This is a genomic window from Pseudodesulfovibrio sp. zrk46 (assembly GCF_012516435.1).
Taxonomy (GTDB): domain Bacteria; phylum Desulfobacterota; class Desulfovibrionia; order Desulfovibrionales; family Desulfovibrionaceae; genus Pseudodesulfovibrio.
The window spans coordinates 1517261-1540302 of sequence record NZ_CP051216.1 but is presented as its reverse complement, the minus strand read 5'-3'; the positions used below and the strand labels follow the sequence as shown (position 1 = coordinate 1540302).

23 protein-coding genes are annotated in these 23042 nt (G+C 57.5%); 10 read left to right on the top strand and 13 right to left on the bottom strand.

Features of this window, described 5'->3' with window-relative positions; translation table 11 throughout:
- The 8 genes from HFN16_RS07020 to HFN16_RS06985 all read right to left on the bottom strand — a co-directional run bounded on the left by HFN16_RS07020 (position 1) and on the right by HFN16_RS06985 (position 8112).
- Positions 1 to 1005 carry a hypothetical protein gene (locus HFN16_RS07020; protein WP_168890078.1) on the bottom strand — a complete coding sequence of 335 codons (1005 nt, stop codon included), beginning with the start codon at positions 1003 to 1005 and terminating at the stop codon, positions 1 to 3.
- A 2-nt stretch (positions 1006 to 1007) separates the two neighbouring features.
- Positions 1008 to 2009, bottom strand: coding sequence for a hypothetical protein (locus tag HFN16_RS07015; protein WP_168890077.1), 1002 nt, complete (start codon positions 2007 to 2009; stop codon positions 1008 to 1010).
- 2 nt (positions 2010 to 2011) lie between these two features.
- Complete coding sequence (locus tag HFN16_RS07010) at positions 2012 to 2470, bottom strand: hypothetical protein (RefSeq protein WP_168890076.1); 459 nt, start codon at positions 2468 to 2470, stop codon at positions 2012 to 2014.
- Positions 2471 to 2496: 26 nt separating this feature from the next.
- On the bottom strand, positions 2497 to 4599 hold the full coding sequence (locus tag HFN16_RS07005; RefSeq protein ID WP_168890075.1) for a hypothetical protein: 2103 nt from the start codon (positions 4597 to 4599) through the stop codon (positions 2497 to 2499).
- 236 nt (positions 4600 to 4835) lie between these two features.
- On the bottom strand, positions 4836 to 5093 hold the full coding sequence (locus HFN16_RS07000) for a hypothetical protein (RefSeq protein ID WP_168890074.1): 258 nt from the start codon (positions 5091 to 5093) through the stop codon (positions 4836 to 4838).
- 76 nt (positions 5094 to 5169) lie between these two features.
- Positions 5170 to 6048 (bottom strand): carbohydrate kinase, encoded by an 879-nt coding sequence (locus HFN16_RS06995; protein ID WP_168890073.1) that lies wholly within the window; start codon positions 6046 to 6048, stop codon positions 5170 to 5172.
- 2 nt (positions 6049 to 6050) lie between these two features.
- Positions 6051 to 7403, bottom strand: coding sequence for a tetratricopeptide repeat protein (locus HFN16_RS06990; RefSeq protein WP_247648467.1), 1353 nt, complete (start codon positions 7401 to 7403; stop codon positions 6051 to 6053).
- 127 nt (positions 7404 to 7530) lie between these two features.
- On the bottom strand, positions 7531 to 8112 hold the full coding sequence (locus HFN16_RS06985; protein ID WP_168890072.1) for a hypothetical protein: 582 nt from the start codon (positions 8110 to 8112) through the stop codon (positions 7531 to 7533).
- A gap of 252 nt (positions 8113 to 8364) precedes the next feature.
- Between HFN16_RS06985 and HFN16_RS06980 the strand changes: the two genes are divergently transcribed.
- Positions 8365 to 9612: an HD domain-containing phosphohydrolase gene (locus HFN16_RS06980; RefSeq protein WP_168890071.1), complete on the top strand. Its 1248-nt coding sequence runs from the start codon at positions 8365 to 8367 to the stop codon at positions 9610 to 9612.
- 36 nt (positions 9613 to 9648) lie between these two features.
- Here HFN16_RS06980 and HFN16_RS06975 read toward each other — a convergent pair whose 3' ends face one another.
- Positions 9649 to 10899, bottom strand: coding sequence for a DUF1287 domain-containing protein (locus HFN16_RS06975; RefSeq protein ID WP_168890070.1), 1251 nt, complete (start codon positions 10897 to 10899; stop codon positions 9649 to 9651).
- 175 nt (positions 10900 to 11074) lie between these two features.
- Here HFN16_RS06975 and HFN16_RS06970 point away from each other — a divergent pair, with 175 nt between their 5' ends.
- The 3 genes from HFN16_RS06970 to HFN16_RS06960 all read left to right on the top strand — a co-directional run bounded on the left by HFN16_RS06970 (position 11075) and on the right by HFN16_RS06960 (position 14962).
- Positions 11075 to 13108, top strand: coding sequence for a methyl-accepting chemotaxis protein (locus HFN16_RS06970; protein WP_168890069.1), 2034 nt, complete (start codon positions 11075 to 11077; stop codon positions 13106 to 13108).
- Between the two features lie 81 nt (positions 13109 to 13189).
- Entirely contained in the window at positions 13190 to 13906 is a 717-nt protein-coding gene (locus tag HFN16_RS06965; RefSeq protein WP_247648466.1) for a hypothetical protein, read from the top strand.
- Positions 13907 to 14962: a hypothetical protein gene (locus HFN16_RS06960; protein WP_168890068.1), complete on the top strand. Its 1056-nt coding sequence runs from the start codon at positions 13907 to 13909 to the stop codon at positions 14960 to 14962.
- Between the two features lie 71 nt (positions 14963 to 15033).
- Here the strand turns inward: HFN16_RS06960 and HFN16_RS06955 are convergent, their stop codons facing one another.
- Positions 15034 to 15606: a flavin reductase family protein gene (locus HFN16_RS06955; protein WP_168890067.1), complete on the bottom strand. Its 573-nt coding sequence runs from the start codon at positions 15604 to 15606 to the stop codon at positions 15034 to 15036.
- Between the two features lie 356 nt (positions 15607 to 15962).
- Here HFN16_RS06955 and HFN16_RS06950 point away from each other — a divergent pair, with 356 nt between their 5' ends.
- Positions 15963 to 17303, top strand: a complete 1341-nt coding sequence (locus HFN16_RS06950; RefSeq protein ID WP_168890066.1) for an NlpC/P60 family N-terminal domain-containing protein — start codon at positions 15963 to 15965, stop codon at positions 17301 to 17303.
- Positions 17304 to 17442: 139 nt separating this feature from the next.
- Positions 17443 to 18228 (top strand): hypothetical protein, encoded by a 786-nt coding sequence (locus HFN16_RS06945; protein WP_168890065.1) that lies wholly within the window; start codon positions 17443 to 17445, stop codon positions 18226 to 18228.
- On the opposite strand, the gene HFN16_RS06940 is transcribed toward HFN16_RS06945, so the two are convergent.
- Entirely contained in the window at positions 18211 to 18459 is a 249-nt protein-coding gene (locus tag HFN16_RS06940; RefSeq protein WP_168890064.1) for a helix-turn-helix domain-containing protein, read from the bottom strand. The two genes, HFN16_RS06945 and HFN16_RS06940, sit on opposite strands and share 18 nt — an antisense overlap.
- 14 nt (positions 18460 to 18473) lie before the next feature.
- Positions 18474 to 18878, bottom strand: coding sequence for a DUF5675 family protein (locus tag HFN16_RS06935; RefSeq protein ID WP_168890063.1), 405 nt, complete (start codon positions 18876 to 18878; stop codon positions 18474 to 18476).
- A gap of 157 nt (positions 18879 to 19035) precedes the next feature.
- Here HFN16_RS06935 and HFN16_RS06930 point away from each other — a divergent pair, with 157 nt between their 5' ends.
- The 4 genes from HFN16_RS06930 (at position 19036) to HFN16_RS06915 (ending at position 22066) form a co-directional block, all read left to right on the top strand.
- Entirely contained in the window at positions 19036 to 19782 is a 747-nt protein-coding gene (locus HFN16_RS06930) for a S24/S26 family peptidase (RefSeq protein WP_168890062.1), read from the top strand.
- Positions 19783 to 19830: 48 nt separating this feature from the next.
- Complete coding sequence (locus HFN16_RS06925; RefSeq protein ID WP_168890061.1) at positions 19831 to 20826, top strand: HEAT repeat domain-containing protein; 996 nt, start codon at positions 19831 to 19833, stop codon at positions 20824 to 20826.
- A 297-nt stretch (positions 20827 to 21123) separates the two neighbouring features.
- On the top strand, positions 21124 to 21528 hold the full coding sequence (locus HFN16_RS06920; protein WP_168890060.1) for a hypothetical protein: 405 nt from the start codon (positions 21124 to 21126) through the stop codon (positions 21526 to 21528).
- Positions 21529 to 21874: 346 nt separating this feature from the next.
- Positions 21875 to 22066 (top strand): hypothetical protein, encoded by a 192-nt coding sequence (locus tag HFN16_RS06915; RefSeq protein WP_168890059.1) that lies wholly within the window; start codon positions 21875 to 21877, stop codon positions 22064 to 22066.
- Here the strand turns inward: HFN16_RS06915 and HFN16_RS06910 are convergent.
- Positions 22063 to 22866 (bottom strand): 2-amino-3,7-dideoxy-D-threo-hept-6-ulosonate synthase, encoded by an 804-nt coding sequence (locus tag HFN16_RS06910; protein WP_168890058.1) that lies wholly within the window; start codon positions 22864 to 22866, stop codon positions 22063 to 22065. The two genes, HFN16_RS06915 and HFN16_RS06910, sit on opposite strands and share 4 nt — an antisense overlap.
- Between the last annotated feature and the right edge of the window lie 176 nt (positions 22867 to 23042).

Sequence of the window (23042 nt, the reverse complement as noted above, 5' to 3'; positions counted from 1 at the left end):
CTAATTGGTCGGGGTGTTAGTCGACCGGGAGCCCGTGACAACCCAGTCGTTGTTGTTTGTACTGCTGTCATTGCCAAGAGCTGCTTCGATAGCGAAGTCGAGATGCACGCCGCTGTCGCCATAGGTAAAGTCCTTCAGGGTGAAGAACCTGAGCTCCGCACAAGAGATGTATCGACTACTCTGCGTCACGTTGGCATTCACCAGGCCTCTGAGAAAGCGAAACGTTGTCACGACATCGCTTGAAGCCACCAAGTGCTGCTCATTGCTTACGGAACCTGTCCAGAGCACTGAACCAAGATTTGTCCAATCTGCGCCATCCGGGCTCCCCAGTAGAGTCAGCATCTGCGTGCCCGTGGCGCCGTAGACCGTCCCGTAATTATTGGGGCCATACCATACGGCTTTGCTGACACGCTGTTCATTTCCAAGGCCGTAATCTCTGCCCAACGCACAGGATATTGCTCCTGCCGAAGAGCTGAAAACGGAGCGGGCTGCCACATCATGCCTTTGGCTGATTACGCTGTCGAAAGCAGCCTCAGGTCGCTCCGGCACGTTGACCGAAACAAGCGCCCCCAGGGTTGGATCAATTAATACTTCTTCCTGCGCCGTGGGGATCACCACCTCTCTGGGCACCCAAGTCAATGGACTGACCGGGGAAGGCTGACCGAACACCGAAGCCTCAAGCCGCTGATCACAACAATGCAGATCGGAGTGCAACCCGGCAAAGCCACCTTTGTAATGTGTAAGCACATTTTTGAGGAGATCAGCGTAAGAGCCGCCCAAAGCTCCAACATAGGTTTGCGCTTCGCCGTTGTTGAAATGAACCGAGATAGCGGAACCGTTCTTGTCGATATGAACATGCTCGTAGCCGCTGCCACCATCGAACCAGTCGGAGAGAGTGGCCTTCTCCGGCAACGACTGAGACGAACTAAAGTCCGTGAGATTGGCAGCGTAGGGAATTCGATACGGATACAATCCCACGCCGCATGTTTCTTTGGGAGACAACACGGTTAGGCCTCCATATTCTGCAAGGAGACAATGGACTTACGCGAGTTGTACTGCTCCACCACGATGCGTACTTCCCCGGCAGCGGACGACGGAGCAGGCAGACCGCCATCCGTCTTGTAGCTGGCTGCAAGCCCCAACACATGGGAAGCCGGATACACATGAAAAACATACGTACCGTCATAAGGCAGCGACACATCCGAAAAGCTGCTGTCCGAAGCGAGCGTCCACTGAATGTGATTCCGGGTCACGGTGAGACCAGACAGGTCCGTGCCTATGTGTACTTGTGCTTCGTCGCCATACACTGCCTGCAGCAAATCAGCAGTATCCGCCTTGAGGATGTCCGAATCCGCGGGCTCGACTCCAGCCGCTACGAGCGTCTCCGGAGTGTCGGCCATAACCATGGCGCGTCCCATGGGGGTCAGCCCCAGATTGGTCAGGGCTTCTTCTGCGCCCGAAGCGCCAGTGCCGCCATCATTCACGGACAGGGGCAACAACGCCACGCCCAATCCATCGATATCCTTGATGTCTCTGTTGGCGAGGTTGGTCCCGTCATCATTCCAGCCGAGCACCCGCCCTGCGTCGGGATTGGGCAACTCCACACCAGTCACGGCAGAGGAGACGCGAAACGTGATGGTCCGATCCAAGCGCTCGGCCAGGGTCTGGCAGATCATGGTGAGCTTATCCAGCGCCGCCTCATGGGTGGCAGCCGGGAACGCGTCGTTCTCCACGTAATCCACCTCCTGAATGATGGCGGGATTACGCAGAATGACGAGGGTTTGCCCAGCTTCGGGCGGTAGCGTCATGATACAGGTGCCGCCCAGGGATTCGCCCATGCCTGTCAGTTGATAATCCGTACCCAGCGTCTGCGGCACTTCCAATCCTTCAATGTCCGTGAGCACCACGTCGATGTCTTCGTTGCGGTGAAACATGAAGGGAATGGCAAACACCTTGGTTGATCCATTGCCGCCATATATGGTTTTGTTTTCTGTTGATGCGATGGTCATGCTTATCCCTTGTATTTGTAGATGGTTGAACCGAGCGACAGCGTGGAAGGTTTTAATCCGCGCCGAATGCGGTAGCGATTTGCGTCGCGAAGGCCTCTGTCGAGGACGTCCTGTTCCTTGAGTTCCCCTTCAAACAGGACGTCTTCCTCGTCTTCCTTGTCGCGCTGCCGGGTCGCATCTCTGACCAACTGTTTGGAGCCGTTCATGGCCAGACCGGAACGCCCCCACCGGGTGTTCTGTTTGCCGCGCTCCAGCTCCCGCTCTTCGCGCAATGCGCTCGCCTGTTTCTCTGCCTGTCGAGCGACCTCGGCAGCATCGGCTTCAGCGTCCAGCTCCATCATCCGGGCCTCTTCATTGTACTCGTTGGAGTAGTTGCGGCCGTCCAAAGTTCCGTTAAGAGAGCCATTGAAAACTCTGAGGCCATCTGCGAGAGTTTGAGCACTATTAGCATTTATTCCCATTAGTTATTCCTTGTTGTAGTCTGTTGTTATTCATTAATGACCGCGGTCGGAACGATCAGCAGAATGCTCATGGGCAACGGCTGATCCTGCACCACGGTCAATACGGATTCCCGTGTCCACCCTTTGGGAAAGAGCACGGTCTTGTCACCGGAGAAAACGTCCACGGCCTTGCCCATGGGATTGCTCGGCGAGCGGAAATGGACAGCCTCAAGATGCGCCTCATCCGGGCCGATACGACCGCCCAATGTGTTGTAGAATCGGACGCCCACGCGGGTGATCCGTTGACGCTTGGTCTGGCTGGTTCCGCGCTGGCTGCCGCTCTCCAGCCGCATGGGCTGCACCACGGACTGATACGGAAGTCCTGCATGAACTTTGGAAGCAGGACGGGCCAGCGTTATGGAGCCATCCGAGGCCACGACCTGATCCGGTTGCACGGCACCATCGGCCAGTACAGCAACCTTTCGGCCAGCAAGATGATTGAGACCCTGAATGGAGGTAGCAGGTTCGCCGTCATAGGAAAGGCCGCTATCCACAAAAAAGGCGTCCTCCACCTTTCCGTTGAAGGCTCCTTCCAGATATTCCACATACCTGCACTCCACGCCGTTGACGGTTCGCCGTATGATGGCCCACAACTCATCGTGTTTGCACACATCGCTGTAGATGGATGCCACCGCCTCCACCACGCCGTCAGTCTCCAGACGGGACCACGCGGCCACCTCCTGCACCGGGTCATAGGTCAGGGCCAGCAGTGCGCCGTCTTCGCGCACGCAGTACACAGTTGATTGAGGTTCCTGCACATAGGTCATCTGGCGCAGCCCCGGTTCGGTCAGGTGATCGGCAAGAATGGAGAGATCGCGTGACACATAGGCGTTGGACTCCAGCCGGTACGCCATCTCGCGAATCTTTTTCCCTGCACGTTGGATATAGAGGGTGGCAAAGCCCACGGCTTCCGGTCGCGCCGACGAGGCACCGCAGGTACCTTCATGACTCGCCTTGATGTTTTCCGGCGACACGCCTTCATTACTGGCCGCTTCCACGGCCCATTCACCACCTGCCGTGCCTATCCAGAGCTTTTCGCGCGGCACCACGAACTCAATGGCGTTGGCCTGCCGACCTGAGAGCGTCGCTTCAATGGCGTCGTCCGCCAGCGGCGTATCTCCTGCCTGTGCATCGGTCCGGTCGCCCACTTCAAAGCACTCCCAGAACTCGTCCTGCAGATTGTCATCTGCACCCCAGATGGCCTCGATGCCGTTGTCGCCCACAGTATCCTGAAACGTCAGTGTGAGGTCCGCCCCCGAAGCCACATGGTTCTTTGCGCCCTTGTAGCGATAATACCGTGTGCTGCCGTCGGGGTGCTGTCCTTTGAGGCCGTCCAGATTTTCAAAGCCGTCGCCGTCCCTCAGCACCATGGTGTCACCGTTTTTCCCTGCACGAACCGTATGGCCGCCGGCTGCTACGATCTCCCGATCACGCCAGCCATCCAATGGAACTTCTCGGGTTTTCAATCGAAAATCCGTCATCTCGCCCGTGCGTGACAGCCAGAGCGTCCCCGGCTCACGCGGTGTTCCCGCCAGCACCAGCCGTTGCTCGTAAAAGCCCACAGCAGACGGATAGTTGCCTTCTCCCCACTGCTCGGGCTGACCGATGAACGTCAGCTCTTCCAGCGTCCATTCGTCGTGGTTTACCCGCGTCAGTTTCCGTACCGGATGCTCCGGGTGGGCGATAACCAACACTTCGGCCGTCTGTGCGAATCGCAGCCGATCAAACTGATCTGCCTTGTAGGGAATATCCCGCACATACTCCTGAGCCGTGCCGGACTTCAGGACCACGCCGTGGTCCGCGAACACACGCATGCGCCCCTGCCCTGCCGCGTCTTCGCTCAGTTCCAGCACATACGTCTGATTGCCGTTGAACTCGAACGGGATCAGCAGCCCCGGTTTGGCAGACTCCATTGCCTCGGTCACAAACCGAAACCCGGAACGCCGGGTGATACCGCCATGGGGGTGAACATGGAAATTCACCAGCTTGCGGCAGCCGTTGTAGTATTTTGACAAGTCCACCCGCCCTTCCAAGCGCGGGCTCATCTCCCCAGCCGTGAAATTGGTGATTGTCGGTGTCGCTATGCTCATGCGACCATCTCCTCCTTTCGCTCTAAGCCGGGGACGATTCCCAGGCATTGCAGCACCCTAGCCCCGGGTTTTCAGGGCTGGATGCGAACGGGCGTCAGCAAGGCGCAATCAGGTACGGTAGGGATGAAATGAGGTGTTGACGGGGCGCGGGAATCCGCCCCCCCAAAATGCGAAAAGCCCGCCTCCCGGTGGATACCGGGGTGCGGGCTTACGATCGTATAGAGAGGACGTGAACCTTAGTTGGCCACGGCGGGCATGGGTTTATGCCCTTCCTTCTCTCGGTTGAGCCGGACAACCTGCGTGGTGAAGGAGGTCTCGCCCGGCTTACAGGCGGGGCACCCTTCGGACATAATGACGCAGCGTTCATCCAGGCTGGCGGGGTCGATGTCCGCCATTTTGAGTAGTCTGGTTGTCAGGCCGTGCTTCCACAGGACCGGCTGGCCGCAATGGTTGCATTCCACATACAACAGCTCGGGATCAAATATTCTAGACATGGTTACACTGTAAACATCCCACCACTATATGACAAGGGCAGAGGCGTTATTATAATGAAAAAACGGGAAAAATCCGTCAGGAGAGGCGCAGTGAACCAGGAACGGGAGGCATGGCTCCGGCCTGTGTGCAGACGTATGCCGCCACGCTGGCGGCGTACTGGTTAACCTCGTCCAGAGAGCGCCCGGACAGGTAAGCTAGAGCCATGGCAGCCGTGAACGAATCTCCTGCGCCAATGGTGTCCACGACCTCGGTGGGCTGGCCGGGCAAGTCCGAACAATCGTCAGCAGACAGAATCAAACTTCCCTCACCGCCGCGCGTCAGCACGGCCAGCGTCAGGTCGTGAGCTTCCAGCAAGGCCTGCATCGCCTCGCGTTCTCCCCTGGGCAGCGAAAACATCTGCGCCACAAGAGCGAGCTCTTCGTCATTGATTTTGAGTACATCGGCCACGATCAAAGAGTCACGAACACGCTCTGGAGTGTAGAACTCCTGACGCAGATTGATGTCGTAAATCTTCAGCGGCTTGGTGGCGTCCCCCAACACATCGAGGATGGCGTCTCGTGACACGGACGAACGCTGGGCCAGCGTGCCGAAACAGATGGCGTCTGCCTCCATGGCAATTGCTCTCTCGGCCTCGTCAAAGGCAAGGAAATCCCACGCCACATCATCAGGAAAAGTATAGGTGGCCACACCATTGGCGTCGATGGCGGCGTCCACCGTACCTGTAGGATGCTCCGTGTCCACGGAGATCTGATCCGTGGCAACACCATGCTCGCGCAGGATATCCAAGGCCTCACGGCCCAAATCGTCATCACCGATGCGGGAAAATGGAATGCCCGTGCCGCCCAACGCGTTCACATGGTAAGCGAAATTGGCAGGCGCGCCCCCGAGCTTTCGGCCTGTGGGCAATACGTCCCAAAGTATTTCTCCCATGCCGACGGCTGTGAACTGCTTCATGACTACTCCGCCCGCTCCACAATGGCCCGCAGCTTGGCTTCGGCCAGAGCACGCATGCGATCGGACCTTGGACGGGTGCCGGTTTTTTCCAGCAACACCAGGTAATTGTCCAACGCGGATTCCATAAGCGGATGGCCGGGACCAAGACTCTTCTCGTAGGCGGCCAGTCCCTGCTCATACCACTCGGCGGCCTCGTCGGTGCGGCCGGCGTTGTCGAGGCAGAGGGCAAGGTTGCATAGAGACTGTGCGGTTTCGGGGTGATCTTCGCCATAGGCCTTGCGGCGAACGTCCAGACTTTCGCGGAAGGCCTGTTCGGCTTTCTCAAGATCGCCCAGTCCGTCACAAAGGAGCGCAATGGTATTGAGATCGGCAGCCACTTCAGGATGGACGTCGCCGTAGATGGCGCGGTTAATCTCTAGAGATCGCTCGGCCAGTCGCAGGGCCTCATCGTTGCGCCCAAGGGCCTCGTACAGAAGGGCCATGTTGCCCAGACAGGATGCGATGGCGGGATGGCCTTCGCCGTGGGCCTGCGTCAGTACCCGCAGACACTCCTTGAAGGTTGCCTCGGCCTCTTCCAGCTTGCCCATGGATTGGCGTACCACGGCGAGACTGTTGAGAATCGGGGCCTGCATGGGATTGTCTTCGGTGAAAATTTCGAGTTGCAACTTGTAGCATCCGGCAAAGACGGCCTCGGCTCGCTCAAGATCATTGCCAGCCCAGAGCACGGTGCCGAGTCCTTCGAGATCGGAACAGATATCCGGGTGTTTGTTGCCTTTGAGCGCCACATCCACGGCCAGCGCCTGATCCAGCAGGTCTGCGGCCTCACGGTAACGATGCTGATGGTAAAGGGAAAAGCCCGCCTGATGCAGCACGCGGTTGGCAGCAGCGGTCTGCACGCCGAGGCGCTCCACCAGCTCGGAGGTCGCATGCACATGGGGCATGAGCCAATGCACGGTGGGCCAGTTCTGAGGCTCGGCATCGGGCAGGACCAGATTGAGTCCATAAATGGCACGGCCGGCCCACTCCGCCTCTTCCTCCGGGTCAAGCGAAGCAAGAAGCGCCTCGCGCACATCTTCATGCAGTTGAAAAGCCTGACTATCCACGTCAGCCTTAATCAAGTCTCGCGTCACCAGCGGGTCGATGGTGGCTGTGGCCGCGAAAAAGGCGGCCGCCGGATTGATGAGGGAAGGATTATGCAGTGTGCCGTCCAAGGACAAGGCAAAGTCGTAGGGCAGCGGCGATCTGGCCAGCATAGCTGCCATGAACAGGGCCTCGGCCCCGCCAGCCGCCTCGTTTTCCACTTCCCTGACCAGTGCCAGGATATCCTCTTTCGACCTCATGGGTGCGTCGCTCACAACCGATCTCCTTGATACGTCCAATTACAACCCCACCTCTCTATCCCCTTTGCGGGTCGAAGACAAGAAACCCACGGCAAAAGCTCAAACAAAACGGCCTCCGAAGAGATCGAAGGCCGAGATGTTGTTACACGCCGGATCGGGCACCGAGCCAACTGGTGGGCGTGACAGATTCAGGCACGCCTTCACGAGCGTCCACTCCACGGGCCTCGGCCAGCTTCTTCTGGTAGATATCCCAATGGGCCTGCGCCAGACTGGTGGAGCCAGACAGGGGATATGCCAACGTGGCTGCCAATCGTGCAGCCAGCGCCTCGTCCAACAGGGCGTCATACCGGTTGGGATCGGTTTCGCGCCGCACATAGGAGATAAAGATGGGGGCGGCCTCGTTGCACAGAATGATGCCGCCCTGAATCTCCCAGTCGCGGATGGCCGAGCCATCCTGTCCCACCAGATGCACGATGCGCAGGAAATCGGTGGGAAGATTGTATTTATACTCCCACTTCCATAGCGGTGCTGCCGTGCCTGCGGCCAGCTCGGCCTGCGCCATGGCGCAGTTCCACGGATGGGCGCGTAACACGGCATCGCGCACGGTGGGCCAACGGTGATTGCACAGCCCGGCGGCCTTGGAATCATCCCCCAACGATATGATCACGTCTTCGCCCAGATCGAGCAGGGCATTGTTGCAGATTTCGATTACACTGGTTGCCATATGTACCTCGTTGTCGCTTGCTTCACGACATGAACGAAGCAAACGTAGCATCGTGATTTCCAATGTAACCGTGAACGGGTTCCTACAGGTTTGCACGGGGGAAAGAAGAATAAAAACAGGTGTTGACACACACGGGACAGAACGCTTGCTACAATACTGTAACCCATCGGTTTTATGCTTTTTAACCGAAAGGAAAAATGATAAAGGTTAACATTCCTTTATAGGGATTCGTACAAAAACGCCCAGATTAAAATGCAAGACGTCCTACTACTCGACCTGGTTATCGGTGTATCCAGCGCCCTTGACCACATCAGCACTACCGTCACCGGCCACCACCGGCGTGTCGGCATCGCCACAGCCATCATGGCCGGGGAGATGGGGCTGGACAAGCAGGATGCCACTGACCTGATCATCGCCGGACTGCTGCACGATATCGGTGCTTTTTCCATGGCGCTGAGGCTGGACGGCATGGACTTTGATGCCGACCTGACCGAGCACTCCTCGCTGGGCTACAGGCTGCTGCGCGGCCACCACCTGCTCGAGCGCCCCTCCCATCTGATCCGCGATCACCACACCACCTGGCAGACCCTGCAGTCCCGAAACGGCGACGACAAGCCCAAAACGGATCTTCTTGCCAACGTCATCAATCTCATGGACCGAGTGGACATCCTGAACAAGGTTGGCACTTCGGTCTTCGCGTGGCAGCATGTCCGCAGTGTAATCGGCAACTACTCCAAGTCTCTCTATGCTCCCCAGGCAGTGGAAGCGTTTCTGGATGCTTCCATCGGCTCCGAGTTCCGGGAGAAAATGGAAGACACCGAGACTCCTATACGCTCGCTGCTTTCCTGTAATTTCGAGGACGTAGAGATCCCCGAGGAGCAGTTGCTGGAGTTCTCCACCTTCTTCTCTCACATCATCGACTTTCGTAGCCGTCACACGGCCACCCACTCCATCGGTGTGGCCGAAACCGCAGTGGAAATAGCGCGATTGGCCGGGATGAGTGCGGAAGATCAGAACCGCATGCGACTGGCGGGCAACCTGCACGACATCGGCAAGCTGGCCGTGCCCACCAAGCTGCTCGACAAACCGGGGGCATTGGGCAAAGACGAGTATTCATCGGTCCAGCTGCACGCCACGGTCTGCGAAAAGGTCCTGAGTTCCATTCCGGGCCTGGGCAGCGTCACCCACTGGGCCTGCCAGCACCATGAACGCCTCAATGGCAAGGGATATCCCAACGGCCTGACCGCAGAGCATCTCTCACTGGGCAGCCGCATCATGATGGTGGCCGACGTGTGCACCGCCATTGCCGAAGACAGGCCCTACCGTAAAGGCATGGACAAGGAGCAGGTCTTTGAAGTGCTCATGAGCATGGCGCGCAAAGGCTTCCTCGACAAGGATCTGGTCACCCTCACCATCGATAACTACGAGCATATCGACGCGGTCAGGCGCTTTGCCCAGACCAAGGCGCTCATCAACTTCCGCCGCTTCAACATCGCCTAGCAGAAACAGCCACTTGATGGAATCGGCACCCTTATTTTATTGATAATCAAATAGATGCAGCATTCGAAAGTGACCGACAACTTTCGGATTCGCCTTGCCCAGCAGGTCCATCTTGCGTGTGAGCCACCCCATATCCCAGACAGTAATGACCATGGGATAGCCTGCCCTGTTAAAGGCCTCACAAACCACGCCCGCATGGTCCGGCACGATGGTACCGTCTGAAGAGGTGGTTCCGAAAAAGACGATATCGCCTCCTTCGAACGCAAAGGGGTCTTCCGTCACTGACACAGGCAGGGAAAGGGTGTGCCGCTTGAACCAGTTGAACAGCACTGGAATGCGACGGTGCGCTCCGGCTCCATCCGGTCCGGCCTCAAGTCCGGAATAGGCTTCAGGCGCAAGCACCATGTCTTCATGAACCAGAGCCTGCAAATCCACTCCGCCCTTTCGGACAGCGCGGACCACAATATCAGCTGAGGTGGCGAAGTCCGGCTGGATGTCACCACCCGGATAACTGAGGTGAGGCACACGACTGGATGGTCCGAGCCCGGCAGCGGGTGATTCCAGTTGCGCCCACGCCCCCATGTGAACACGTCGAGACAGATCGTCCGGGCTGTTGATGCGGACCTTTTCTTCATTGTCCGAATAAAATTCGACTCGGACGTAATCCGACACCGACTCCATGAGCTTTCGGAATTTTCCGGCAGGCATCGTGATGACGCAGGATTTGCTCTTGTCGCCGGCGCTGCAAAGAGCCAATCGGTTGCCGTGAGCATCAACATCCCTGCGCAGAGACTGGACGTAGACAGGGTAGGTCATCTGCCCCTTGGCAAGCAGATTGCGCATGTCGTGCCGATTGGGCCAATCGAACTCCAGACGGTTCCCCTGCTTCCGGGCGAAGTATCTTCCTCCACCCATTTTATGGGCGTTAGGTTGCCTGACGGATGCGGTCAAAGACAGTGATTTCCCATTAAAGACTTGCAACTCACGCTTTTTATTGTCTATAGACACCACGATTTTAGAAAGAAGATCGCTTCGTACCCATCCCTGTACACCGTCCGGGCGTACAGCCCGGAACCATGCTCCTCGCTTTTCCAGACAGAAAAGGGAGTCGTTGCCGGATATCTGGCCGACCAAGGCATGATGTGTATCAGGCCCGCTGCGCAGATTGATAACCGGGCTCGCGGCATAACACGGCCCGCTTTCGGCACGACTCATGACCGGAAGGAGCAACAGCCATCCGGTGACCAGTGCAGCAAGAGCATACGTTTTTATGATCGAACGAAGCATCGACACATACATATGGCAAGAATTGCGTAAATGGAACCCATTAAAACTTATCAAGAAGACATGATTATAATGGACCGTTAAACGCAAAAAACTGATAGAGTTTGATCTAGGGTCCGAATGTTCGGGGAAGAGCGGTGGCTTCTCCTAGCATATAATTTAGGGAAAGGAGTCAGCTATGGGTTGGAAAAATTGTAAATTGTGCTTTAAATTCGGGATCGGCTTTGGCCTTGTTCTCCTGCTTTTGGTAGGACTTGGCGGATGGTCCACCTTTGGCATTGACGGCATTGTAGGGAATGCCGAAGAGGTCATCGACGGCAACAAACTAAAAGGGAATTTCACACAGAAGGTGGTTGACCACCTCAAATGGGCCGAAAAGGTCAACGAACTACTAGCCGACTCCAACGTCCACACGCTTAACGTTCAGACCGACCCGCACAAATGTGCTTTCGGCAAATGGTACTACGGCGAAGCACGCACCGAAGCTGAACATCTGGTTCCCAGCATCAAGCCGCTCATGGCCGAAATCGAGCAGTACCACAATAACCTGCACAAATCCGCCATCGAAATCGGCAAAGCATATGCTCCTGCTGACGTAGAACTCGGCTCCTTCCTCCGCGACAAGAAACTCGACCACCTGGTCTGGATGGGCAAGATCAAGGACGCCCTGATCAACCCCAGCGCCACCTCCACTGATGTACAGACAGATCCGCACAAATGTGGCCTCGGCAAATGGCTCTACTCCAACGAAACCAAACAGCGCGCCCAGCAGGATCCTGATTTCGCCAGACTCGTCGACGCCATCTACGAGCCGCATCAGGAACTCCACAAGTCAGCCATTGCCATCAACGATCTCATGAACGTCGACAGGGCTGAGGCGCAGCAATTCTTCCGCAGCGAAACCGACCCTCTTGCCCAAAAGACCCTCGCCGCCATCGACGGCGTCATCGGCCTGAACGACCATCGTCTCCTCGGCTACGAAACAGCCAAGGAAATCTTTACCGACAAGACCATGCCTGCACTGAGCAATGTCCAGCGAATCCTCAATGCATCCATGGACACCATCTCACGCAATATCATGACCGATGACGAGATGCTCAAGGCAGCTTCCACCACCCTGAACGGCGTCATTATTTTCAGCATAGTCTCGGTTATCATCGGCATTCTGCTGGCAACCCTCATCGCACGCGGCATTATCGGCCCCCTGCGTTTGGGTATGGACTTCGCCACCACAGTTTCCACCGGTGATCTTACCGCCAAGGTAGACCTGAAGCAGGACGACGAAGTGGGCCAGCTGGCTGAAGCCCTCACTGTCATGGCCGACAGGCTCAAGGGAGTTGTGGGCGACGTGAACACTGCCACGGACTCCGTATCCGCAGGCAGCGAAGAGCTGTCCGCCTCTGCCGAATCCTTGTCCCAGTCTGTCACCGAGCAGGCTGCCGCCATCGAGGAGATCTCCGCCGCCATGACCCAAATGCACCGTGGCGTCAGCTCCAATGCCGACAACGCCAAGGAGACCGAGACCATCGCCTCCAACGCCGCCAAGGGCGCCGAAGCCAGTGGTCAGGCCGTGAACGAGGCCATGGACGCCCTCCGCTCCATTGCCGAGCGCATCACCATCATTCAGGAGATCGCCCGTCAGACCAACCTCCTCGCCCTGAACGCAGCCATCGAAGCGGCCCGCGCAGGTGAGCACGGCAAGGGATTTGCCGTTGTCGCCGCCGAAGTCCGTAAGCTGGCAGAGCGTTCCGGTCAGGCAGCCGAAGAGATCGGCGAGCTCTCCAACACCTCCATGGACGTGGCCGACCGCGCAGGCACCATGCTTCAGGAGCTGGTCCCGCAGATCGGCAAGACCGCCGAACTGGTTCAGGAGATCGCCGGCAGCTGCACCGAGCAGGATCAGGGTGTGCAGGAAATCAGCGCCGCCGTTACCCAGCTCGACAAGGTTATCCAGGGCAACGCCTCGGCTGCTGAAGAGATGGCTTCCACCTCGGAAGAGCTCTCCAGCCAGGCCATGCTGCTCAATCAGGCAATGGCCTTCTTCACCACCGACAACAGAGGGAACGGCAACCGCCAGCGAAAAGCGACCGTAGTTACCCGCCCCACTCCCAGAAGCCTGCCTCAGGCACCCACGGTCAAGCCGACCCAGCCTCGAGCCATCGGTGGCGGCGTGGATCTGGGCATGGATGACGACGAGTTTGAGAAGTTCTAGGCGAACCCCACATTGAACAAAACAAGGCCGCGCCTCCATGGCGCGGCCTTTTCTTTACTTGGAACAGACACACGGGTTATCATGCAGCTTCAACCCGAACAGGAGCCTCTCATGTACCGCATCCTTGCCACCGCCCTTGCGCTTCTCTGCCTTGCAACCTCTGCTCACGCCATGTCCTTTAACAAGGCCATCAAGCAGGCAGACCCCACAGCCAAATATCTCTTCTATCTGCACGGCGCCATCGTGGAAGAGATGGGCAAGGCTGCATCCAGCAAACGGTATGGGGTATACAACTACGACCGCATCATCGAACACTTCGAAGATCGTGGCCTGACGGTCATCGACGAAGTGCGCGGCAAGGTAAATCCCAACAAATATGCAGCCAAAATCACCAAGCAGGTTCGCATGCTCATGACGGCAGGCGTCCCGGCACGCAACATCACCGTCTCCGGTTTTTCCAAGGGCGGCTATATCACTCTGCTGGTGGCCTCCTCCCTCAATAATCCCGAGGTGGGTTACGTCATCATGGCCGGATGTGGTCGAGGCAAGGATGCCCGGCCCTTCGAGCTGTTCCTGAAGAACAAGCGTGGTGCACGCCTCAAGGGGCGCATTTTCTCCATATACGCCAGCAGCGACATGGAAGCCGGCTCCTGCCGCCCTGCCATTGAACAGGCTGACGCCCGCGCCATCGAATTTCGCGAAACCCGCATCAAGTCCCAAAAGGGCCACGGTCTGTTCTACCAGCCCCGCCCTGACTGGATTGAACCCACAGCCATCTTTGCCAAGGGCGGTCGCTAGATGCTGCCCCTGGACGTCCCATTCGTGGCGGAAGGCGATTATCCCGACTTCCTCGCCGATCACGCAGCCTCACTGGCGTCCGTCCATTTCAGCCTGTCCGACCCTGCCATGGCCGATGCGCGCCAGCGCATGGAGTCCACGGACCTGACCACCCTTGCGACAAGCCTGCTCAAGCTGCCCGGTGTTCCCAAATACGTGCTCATGAACACCCGGCTCCATGCGCCGGAAAAATATTTCTCACCCGAGGCACTGAACAGCACCGCCAGTCTGCTGGAACGCCTTGTGGAACAAGCCGGAATCAACGGCATCATCTTCAGCGATCCTTATTATCTCCAAGCCCTGTCCGATGCGCATCCTGATCTGGCGGCACTGCTTGAGGCCATCCCCAGCGTCAACGCCATGATCGCTTCGGCGGCACAGGCATTCGCGCTCATCGACCTCGTGGCAGCCACCCGTTTTCAACCGCCCACCAAGCTCGTCCTCGACCGCAACGTCAACCGTTGTTTCCCTCGATTGAAGCACATTTCAAAGGAACTTGGCGCCCGTCGGCCAAACCTCAAGATTCATCTCATCGCCAACGAAGGCTGCCTGCTCAACTGTCCCTACAAGCCTGCCCATGATGCCCATGTCGGCATCGTCAACGAAGGACTGTGCGGGGACCGGACCTTTGCCATCAACCGCGATCTCGGCTGCATTCGCCGCTTCCTTGGCGAGCCCGCCCAGTTCCTCGTCTCGCCGTTCATTCGCCCAGAGGATACCGACAGCTATGCGCCCATGGTCGATGCCATCAAGCTCTGCGGGCGCAACAAGGGCATCCCTTTTCTCAAGCGTGCCGTCTCCGCCTATATTTCCGGCACCTACGACGGCAATCTTCTCGATCTCATGGATGCCATGGGCGACCTCGGCGATCAGGTACGCATCCCCAACAAGTCGCTGCCCGCAGATTTTCTCAACCATGTCACCACCTGCGCCAAGGATTGCCGCGACTGTCAGTGGTGTTCAAGGCTGGCCGATAAGATCGTTGAGCGGTTCGACCCCGGCTTGCCGCAGCTCTAACCACTTTCCCCAAAAAACAAAGGCCGACCCGGATACTCCGGATCGGCCTTGTTTCTGACTGTCGATGGCGGCTACTTCATGTACTTTTTGCCCATGCTGAAGCCTTTGCCCACGAACTCACCGATGGTGTGGTAATTACGCACACCGGGAGAGAAGACGAGCGGCAGGATTTTTTCCGGGTCAGGATTCTTGCCGCCGATGAGTTTGTCCTCATCGCACTTCACATCCTTGATTTCACCCACCAGCATAATATGAACGCCGACCTCGATGGTTTCGGTCAGGGCGCATTCGATGACCAGCGGAAACTCATCAATATACGGAGCATCCACCACGTCGCTCTTGACCGGGGTCAGGCCGGTTTTGGCGAACTTGTCTTCCTTGCTGCCGGAGACCATGCCCAGGTAATCGGATTCCGCGGCCAGCCATTTGGGGCAGACCGAGATGGTGAAGGCTTTATTTTTCAAAATGCCCGCGTAGGTGTGACGGCCCGGGCGAACGGATACGGTCATGGATGCAGGGTCAGAGCTGGCGATGCCACCCCAAGCAGCGATCATGGCGTTGGGTTTGCCATCTTCGTCGTAGGCGCCCACCGCCCAAACAGGCGTGGGCTGGGCCAAGGTCTTGGCGCCAAGAGATTTCTTCATAATCAGGACTCCTTTGTGATGATTCATTCAATCTAATGCAATAATCTGGAAATGCAAGTTTGGGGAAAGGAGGAGAGGAGGTCGGCCTTCGGCCTCCTTTTTGTCAGGTGATTTCGCCTCCGGCGGCCAAAGGGCTATACCCTTTGGAAACCCACTATTGCCTTCGGCAAAAATGTTCGCGCCGAAGGCGCATAAGGGGGGATGCAAGGGCGCGAGTCCTTGCCCGCCGGAGGCGAAATCACCTGACAGTCGCCGCTCGCAGAGCGGCATCCCTACCTCTTCTCCACTCACAACATTGACTTTTCCCGCGAAAACGGGTGGATAAAGGGAGTAATCCTCTGACCCGGAGTATATCCGTGAAACGTACCGCCCTCATACTCACTCTTTGCCTTGCCATGCTGACGGCCTGCGCCGTGAGCAAACAGGATGTTCCCATCGCCGGACTGGCTGACGTGACACAGGACGCGGGCATGTACCACGGCCTGAACGCAGACACGACTCTGCTCCCGGAGGATATCCAGCAAGAAGCGTATGCGCGGTTACTGAAAGAACACTTTTCTCCGTGGGAACGAACAGCGCCGAAACATACTGCTGACGAGGCATTCTGGGGATTTGACTCCTTCGGGCCAAAACAACTGTACGGCGAAAACACGCTGCTCAGATCGCGGGGCTGGATGGACCGCATGCGGGAATACTCGCGCATCCCGCAATACCCCTCGCTGAACAGACGCGCCATTGCCGTGAACAATACGAGCATGCGCGTGTTTCCGACCCATGAACCGGCCTTCATGGACTTCAAGAAGGCAGGCGAAGGCTATCCCTTCGACTACATTCAGAACTCGCTGGTGCTGGCCGGTACACCGCTGTACGCCGCACACCTGAGCGCAGACCGGGCGTGGGTGCTGGTGGAATCGAGGTTCGCCTTTGGCTGGGTCCCGATCACGGATATCGGCTGGGTGGATGACGGATTCGCTTCGATCTTCATGACCGGAGCCTACGCCGCCATCATGCGGGATGACGTGCCTATTATGGATACGGATGGCAACTACCGCTTCACCGGGCATGTGGGCACCCTGCTGCCGATCATGCAGACGGACATCGTCACTGGCGCACTGCCATTGATCATCCCGGTGCGGAACAAGAACGGCTCGGCCATCCCCATGGTATCGTTCGTGCCAACGACGTTTGCCGAGAAAACACCCATCGCACCGACTCCGGCCAACTTCACGCGCCTGATCAACGCCATGCTGGGCCGGCCCTACGGCTGGGGCGGCCTCTATGAAGACCGTGACTGCTCCGCTTCACTGATGGACCTGATGGTGCCCTTCGGCATCTACCTGCCGCGCAATTCCAGCCAGCAGATCAAGGAAGGCACCTTTGCCGATATGGAGACCATGTCCCATACCGAGAAGAAGCAGTTCATGGTGAAGACGGGGACGCCGTTCCTCACGCTGGTTCGCAAACCCGGCCACATCATGCTCTACATCGGACAAAAGGATGGCGAACCCGTCATCTTCCATTCCGTATGGGGCATCAAGACCGAGCAGAACGGCAAGTATGGAAGGCGTGTCATCGGCGGTGCGGTCATCTCCACTCTGGAGGCGGGACATAACCTGCCCGATCTGGCCGACAAGGGCGGCAACTGGCTGGATACGGTCAGAGCCATTTCAACCCTGCCCGGCACAAGCACGCAGTAAGCACAACAAGTGACCAATTCTTGACGGTTGGAGCCCCATATTGCCTCTCCCTTGAAAACAGGGCGTTGCAACCCATTCATTTTGCCTGAAATCACAAAGCCGGAACACGGTATGCATCTGTCACGACATGAAGCGTACAGTGTTCAAAACCATTCTCTTCGCGAGCCTGGCAGCAACGCTCTCGGGCTGCGTGTTCATCAACGCCATGCTAGGCGTGGTGGGCCTGGTGACATCCGGCCCCATCCAATACGCAGGCACGATCTATTCCGTGAGCGAATACGCCTACGAGTACGCAGCCAACGACAAGACACCCGATGAAGTCATCGTGGAAAAAGTCGCCTGGCTGATCGGTGAAGACGAAGAACCTGTACAACTCGCCAAAACAGACATCGCCATCCCCAAACCGCCTGAACTGGATTGGGATGCCGAACTCCGCATGAAGGCCGAACAGGCTTCACTTAGGAAGCCGACACCCATCATGCCGCCGTTGGCCAAGGCAAAGCTGGAGACGCCCACAATGGCCACTCCAAAGCCCACGAGCCACCCTGCTCGCGTCGCCACCAAGGCCGCTCCCAGAAAACCGGCCCGTGTAAAACGAACCGCTCCGGCAACTCCGGTCCCGGTCGTCGTGGCCGAGGCGATTCCCACGCCGTCACACACCTATATCCATCACTCTCCCGATCCGGTGCAGGACCGCATGAACCGGATGGAACACGCCTTTGGCAGGGCCGAGCAGATGACAGGCATCACCACTTCGCAGGGCATCCGCTACTCTCTGGGCAATAAAAAAACCGGACGAACCATCACCGCCATCAACGGCGATTGGTCCATCCGGCATGAACTCATGGAGCTTCCGCCTCAGGAGACACCACTCAAGTCGTCTGCCGAGGAACTCCCTCACTCCGATTTACAGGTTGCCTCCTGACGGGCCAGCACTGTCCTTGATCCCACGCGCATAGACGTAGAAGCCGATGTTTCGGTCACGCTGATCCTGAATCCACTTTCGCAAATCCTCGTGGAGCGCTCTCCACGATCCCCCCGGGCCGCGCTTCCATGCGGGCAAGCCGTGGTCGCGTACCAGTTCGTGGATGCATTTGGGGTTCTCGCCGACTGCCTCGCATATCTCCTGTGCCCCTTTCAGGCAGAACGGTTCCATATATAAATCACTCCTTAGGCTATGTTTTCTACGACAAACGGGAAGACTTCCACTCCGGAACATTTCTCCATGAATCCGGAAAAAGCCCTGCCCGATTCCAGCACTGCGCGGTTTCCCCTGAGCAGTCCGAATCGACTGCCAAGCAGCACGCAGCCGCTGGTGTCCTCCACCATGTTTCCCGAATGCAGCAGGATGTGGCTGCGTCCGGGCACGCCCTTCACTTCAAAGGTTCTTCCGAACCGGGGCGAATCCACACGGCGGCATTGGTACTCTCCGGCGGGGATGCATGAGACATTCACCTTGTTTCCCCTGTCCGGTGGCTCCAGCGTCACACAGAAAACGCGCTCGTCGACACGCAACACGCCGAAAGTACCCTCGCCACTTCTCTCAAGCCGTAACAATTCTACTTTGTTAACCATTCCATAATTCTCAACCCCCCTTCATACAGGCTTGGACGTCTATTGATAGACGTTTGACTATTTGTAAGTCAACTATATTTGCCAAATTTCTTTAGACATTCATCAAAGAACATGCTTAACCAGTTCAAAAGCTGCACCATTCAAGGGAGAAACAGGCATGGGATTCACTGATGACATTCGCAAGGCGCTCCTCGAGCGCATCGGCAAGGGGAAGCGATACCCCAACAACAAACGAATGGCAGACGAGCTCGGTGTGGACCCGTCACAGCTCAACCGTTTCCTGAAGAAGGAGCGAGGGCTCAACGCGGACTCACTGGGCCACATCCTCGACCGCATCGGGGCGACCATCACCTTTGGCGACGAGCCGGCAGACGCGGCCCGCGAGCTCTGTTTCCGCATGCCCGGCAAGACCCAGACCGACACCAACGTGCCTGACCCCCAGGCCGACGACTATCTGGCCGTCCCGCTGGCAGCCTCGCCCGTAGCAGCCGGGCCCGGCCTGATCCCCGAAGACAAGGTCGAAGGCTGGGTGCTGGTCTGGCGGCATCAAGAGTCCATCCGCTTCCGCAGCAACCTCGTAGCCGTTGAGATCGGCCGCAACGAGCTCTCCATGTCCCCCACCCTGCTTCCCGGTGACATCGTCCTCGTGGACCGCAACGACCGCGACCCCAGCCCGGCCGGAAAGATCATGCTCGTCTGCGAGCCCGGCCACGATGGCGGCACCATGGTCAAGCGCGTCAACACCAAACGCCTTGACGACGACGTGGAATTGATCTTCTACTCGGATAACAGCCGTGAATTTCCGCCCACCACATACAGGCTCAACCGTGACTACGACGGCGACATCACCCGGGCCATCGGCGGCAACGTCGTATGGGCGTGGAGCGACATGACCAAAAAGTAGCGACCAACGCTACACCATCGACATGGTCATTACTTCGAGGAACAGAATATGAAATTAGTCATTCGGCATTTTTTGCAATCAGGCAAACAGATTTTCTTCACTGCATTACTTTGTCTCACCATGGCTGTTCCGGCCATGGCCTCTGCCAGCCTGTCCACCCTCGACAGCCGCGATCTCGTCACTCGGCTCGCCGACGACGAACGCACTGTCCGCACCGCCGCCGCTCTGGAGCTGCGTATGTACGGACAGGATGCAATCACCTTTCTTACCACCGCAGCACACGCCCCAGACCCAATCCAACGCCGAGGCGGCGTGGCAGGACTGACGCTGCTGCCCGATCCGGTCATGGCCATGGACACACTGCTTGGGGCGCTCGGCGATTTCGACACTGCCACCCGCAGTATCGCCGCCCACGGCCTCGCCCTCATGGGGTGCACCGCAGCCAGGCCGCTGGCCACCAAGCTGGCCGACCCCAGTCCCATGGTGCAGAACGCCGCCGGGTATGCGCTGGCATCCATGCGCAAAGCAGCAATCCCAGCATTGATCGACACCCTGCACTCTCCCGACCAATACGTTCGTTCAAAGGCCGCATGGCTGCTCGGACGTATGGGCCATGATGCCCTGCGTGCTATTCCAGCACTGATCAACACGCTTCCTGCTGACGACGACCGCGTCATGCATGTGGTGGCCGAGGCTATCGACCAGATCGGCCCCGACCCAGCAACAACTTCATTTCATCTCATTCAGCTCAGCAACACGACCGTCGGTTGTCTGGCACGTCGAATCGGCGCTGATGCCGCACCCACCTTGATTCGATTACTCACCCGGCCCGGCACGCCGCTGGCCCAGATCGCGTTCCGAACCCTCGCGTCCATCGGCCCCGGCGCCAAGCCTGCTCTGCGCAAGACCATCGTCTCCGGCAGCGAAGGACAGCGCATTGCCTGCGCTCTGCTGCTGGTGGAGATTGACCCCGACGAGGTGTTCGCGTTACCTGAAGATGTCCGCAATACGCTCGCCAATGTGCCTCGTGGACCAAAGAAGTAATGAATGAGGATACCGCTCCGCGGCGATTGACAGGTGATTTCGCCTCCGGCGGCCAAAGGGCTATACCCTTTGGAAACCCACTCTGCGCCTTTGGCGCAAATCATCCCGCGCCGAAGGCGCAAGTATGGGATGCAAGGGCGCGAGTCCTTGCCCGCCGGGCTTCAGCCGTTAGCGAGTCTTCGAGCCTTACGGATGTAGACAGCAGAGATAGGCGAAGTCATCTAACAAATGAAGGCCGCAGGCCGACCTCATAATCTGATTTTTTTCACAACATGGGCCACCCCCAAAGGAGAGAACATGCCCAAACTCGTTTACGCACTGATGTGCGCCGACCTGCTCATCGACAAGGATTCCAACTCCACTTCTTTCATCCGCACCATCGAACACGCCGTGGTGCCGGAGTTCCCCACCGTGCTGCCGCCGATTTACTTCGCCAGCCTGTGGGAAATGGGCGACACCATCGGTAAACCGTTCACCGTCTCTCTGGCGATCACCCCGCCCAATGGCGAAGAAACGCTGCTGGGCATTCAGGAAATCCAGCCCGGCGAGACCATGCTGCACAAGATGAACTTCCAGTTGCCGGGCCTGAAGGTGGAAGGCGAAGGCAAACACACCGTCAGCGTCGCCGTAAAAGTTGATGAAAAGTGGGAAACCCTGGCTGAACTGCCGCTGTTCGTCTTCAAAAGCGAAAGCAACGCCTAGCCCTTACAGACCAATCCAAATTGAAACGCCCGGTGCATACTAATGCACCGGGCGTTTTCTATTGCAATAATAAGCAACCGCAATACAACTCTCACCCACTCGACACAGTGCTGTCTTCAATAGATGAATCAAAACAACACGACACAATGCAGTATCAAAACTTAAAAAGTTATTTTAAGAAAAAATCAAAGTAAAATAGGCTATTACGTAGTAAAATTTTCAATTTTAACTAGACTTTCGGCACCCTCTTCCATATCGTTGCATCGGTTTTTCGATATTAATAGACAACACTACATTTCGCTCGCAGCTACATCGGGAACCATACTGCAGACAGCAAGGAGAAACGATGCGCAAGGCGATCATGATATTTCGCATACAGGACAAGAAGCAGCCCAAGGCCAGAGAATTGGCTGAAGCAGGCTTTCGCATCTCGGGCGCAGTGGCGTGTTCAGACGAGGATAAGGCGGAAACAAAAAACGTCCCCTGCCCGAATCATCAGGCAGGGGACGAAAACAATGCGTATTCGAAAAAGGACTAGAGGATGTCCTCGTAGCCTTCCAGCGCGGAGTCCACATCCATGTCGTCGTGGACAATGCGGCTAAGCACTTCCACCAGACGGGTAGAGTCGCGATGCTGGAACACGTTACGGCCAACAGAAAGGCCTGCGCCGCCAGCGTCGATGGAGACACGAACCATGTCGAGGAAGTCGCGGGTGGAATCAAGCTTGGCACCACCGGCGATGACCACGGGGACGCAAGCGCAATCCACGACGTGGGCGAAAGATTCGGCATCACCGGTATAGTTCACCTTGACCACATCAGCGCCCAGCTCGGCACCGACACGGGCGCAATGAGCCACCATTTCCGGATCATACTCGTCTTCCACTTTGGGACCGCGAGCATAGACCATGGCCAACAGCGGCATGCCCCACTCTCCGGCAGAGGCGGCAACGCTGCCCAGATCGCTGAGCATCTGACCCTCGGTCTCGTCGCCAAGGTTCACGTGAACGCTGACACCGTCAGCGCCAAGGCGAATAGCCTCTTCCACGGTGGTGACCAGTCGCTTCACATTGGGAAACGGCGACAGACAGGTACCTGCGGACAGATGCACGATGCAACCGAAGTCGCGGCCCTGCATGCGGTGGCCCAGCTTGACCTGTCCCTTGTGAACCAGACCGGCGTTGGCGCCGCCCGCTACCAGATTGGTAACAGTGTCCCGCATTTTTTCCAGACCGCTGATGGGCCCCACGGTCACGCCGTGATCCATGGGCACAATAATGGTCTTGTTTGTGTTGCGGTTGAAAATCCTCTCCAAACGTATGGCTTTGCCTATGTGCATCGAAAACCTCTTCTCGTGTTTTTCATGCCCCCGACGGGATCTCTCTATGATTTGTTGCAGATGACATAATACACTCGGGCAAAAGAAGAAAGGGGCAAGCGTCGCTTGTTAAGTAAACGTTACAGGTTCTCTGTTTACGCTATAAGACCCCATCCAAACATTGACATTTTTCGCTA

Coding starts and splice junctions, on each gene's coding strand:
- HFN16_RS07015 (WP_168890077.1), bottom strand. CDS start 2,009: ATGACCATCGCATCAACAGAAAACAAAACCATATATGGCGGCAATGGA.
- HFN16_RS07010 (WP_168890076.1), bottom strand. CDS start 2,470: ATGGGAATAAATGCTAATAGTGCTCAAACTCTCGCAGATGGCCTCAGA.
- HFN16_RS07005 (WP_168890075.1), bottom strand. CDS start 4,599: ATGAGCATAGCGACACCGACAATCACCAATTTCACGGCTGGGGAGATG.
- HFN16_RS07000 (WP_168890074.1), bottom strand. CDS start 5,093: ATGTCTAGAATATTTGATCCCGAGCTGTTGTATGTGGAATGCAACCAT.
- HFN16_RS06995 (WP_168890073.1), bottom strand. CDS start 6,048: ATGAAGCAGTTCACAGCCGTCGGCATGGGAGAAATACTTTGGGACGTA.
- HFN16_RS06985 (WP_168890072.1), bottom strand. CDS start 8,112: ATGGCAACCAGTGTAATCGAAATCTGCAACAATGCCCTGCTCGATCTG.
- HFN16_RS06980 (WP_168890071.1), top strand. CDS start 8,365: ATGCAAGACGTCCTACTACTCGACCTGGTTATCGGTGTATCCAGCGCC.
- HFN16_RS06975 (WP_168890070.1), bottom strand. CDS start 10,899: ATGCTTCGTTCGATCATAAAAACGTATGCTCTTGCTGCACTGGTCACC.
- HFN16_RS06970 (WP_168890069.1), top strand. CDS start 11,075: ATGGGTTGGAAAAATTGTAAATTGTGCTTTAAATTCGGGATCGGCTTT.
- HFN16_RS06965 (WP_247648466.1), top strand. CDS start 13,190: ATGCAGCTTCAACCCGAACAGGAGCCTCTCATGTACCGCATCCTTGCC.
- HFN16_RS06960 (WP_168890068.1), top strand. CDS start 13,907: ATGCTGCCCCTGGACGTCCCATTCGTGGCGGAAGGCGATTATCCCGAC.
- HFN16_RS06955 (WP_168890067.1), bottom strand. CDS start 15,606: ATGAAGAAATCTCTTGGCGCCAAGACCTTGGCCCAGCCCACGCCTGTT.
- HFN16_RS06940 (WP_168890064.1), bottom strand. CDS start 18,459: ATGGAACCGTTCTGCCTGAAAGGGGCACAGGAGATATGCGAGGCAGTC.
- HFN16_RS06935 (WP_168890063.1), bottom strand. CDS start 18,878: ATGGTTAACAAAGTAGAATTGTTACGGCTTGAGAGAAGTGGCGAGGGT.
- HFN16_RS06930 (WP_168890062.1), top strand. CDS start 19,036: ATGGGATTCACTGATGACATTCGCAAGGCGCTCCTCGAGCGCATCGGC.
- HFN16_RS06925 (WP_168890061.1), top strand. CDS start 19,831: ATGAAATTAGTCATTCGGCATTTTTTGCAATCAGGCAAACAGATTTTC.
- HFN16_RS06920 (WP_168890060.1), top strand. CDS start 21,124: ATGCCCAAACTCGTTTACGCACTGATGTGCGCCGACCTGCTCATCGAC.
- HFN16_RS06915 (WP_168890059.1), top strand. CDS start 21,875: ATGCGCAAGGCGATCATGATATTTCGCATACAGGACAAGAAGCAGCCC.
- HFN16_RS06910 (WP_168890058.1), bottom strand. CDS start 22,866: ATGCACATAGGCAAAGCCATACGTTTGGAGAGGATTTTCAACCGCAAC.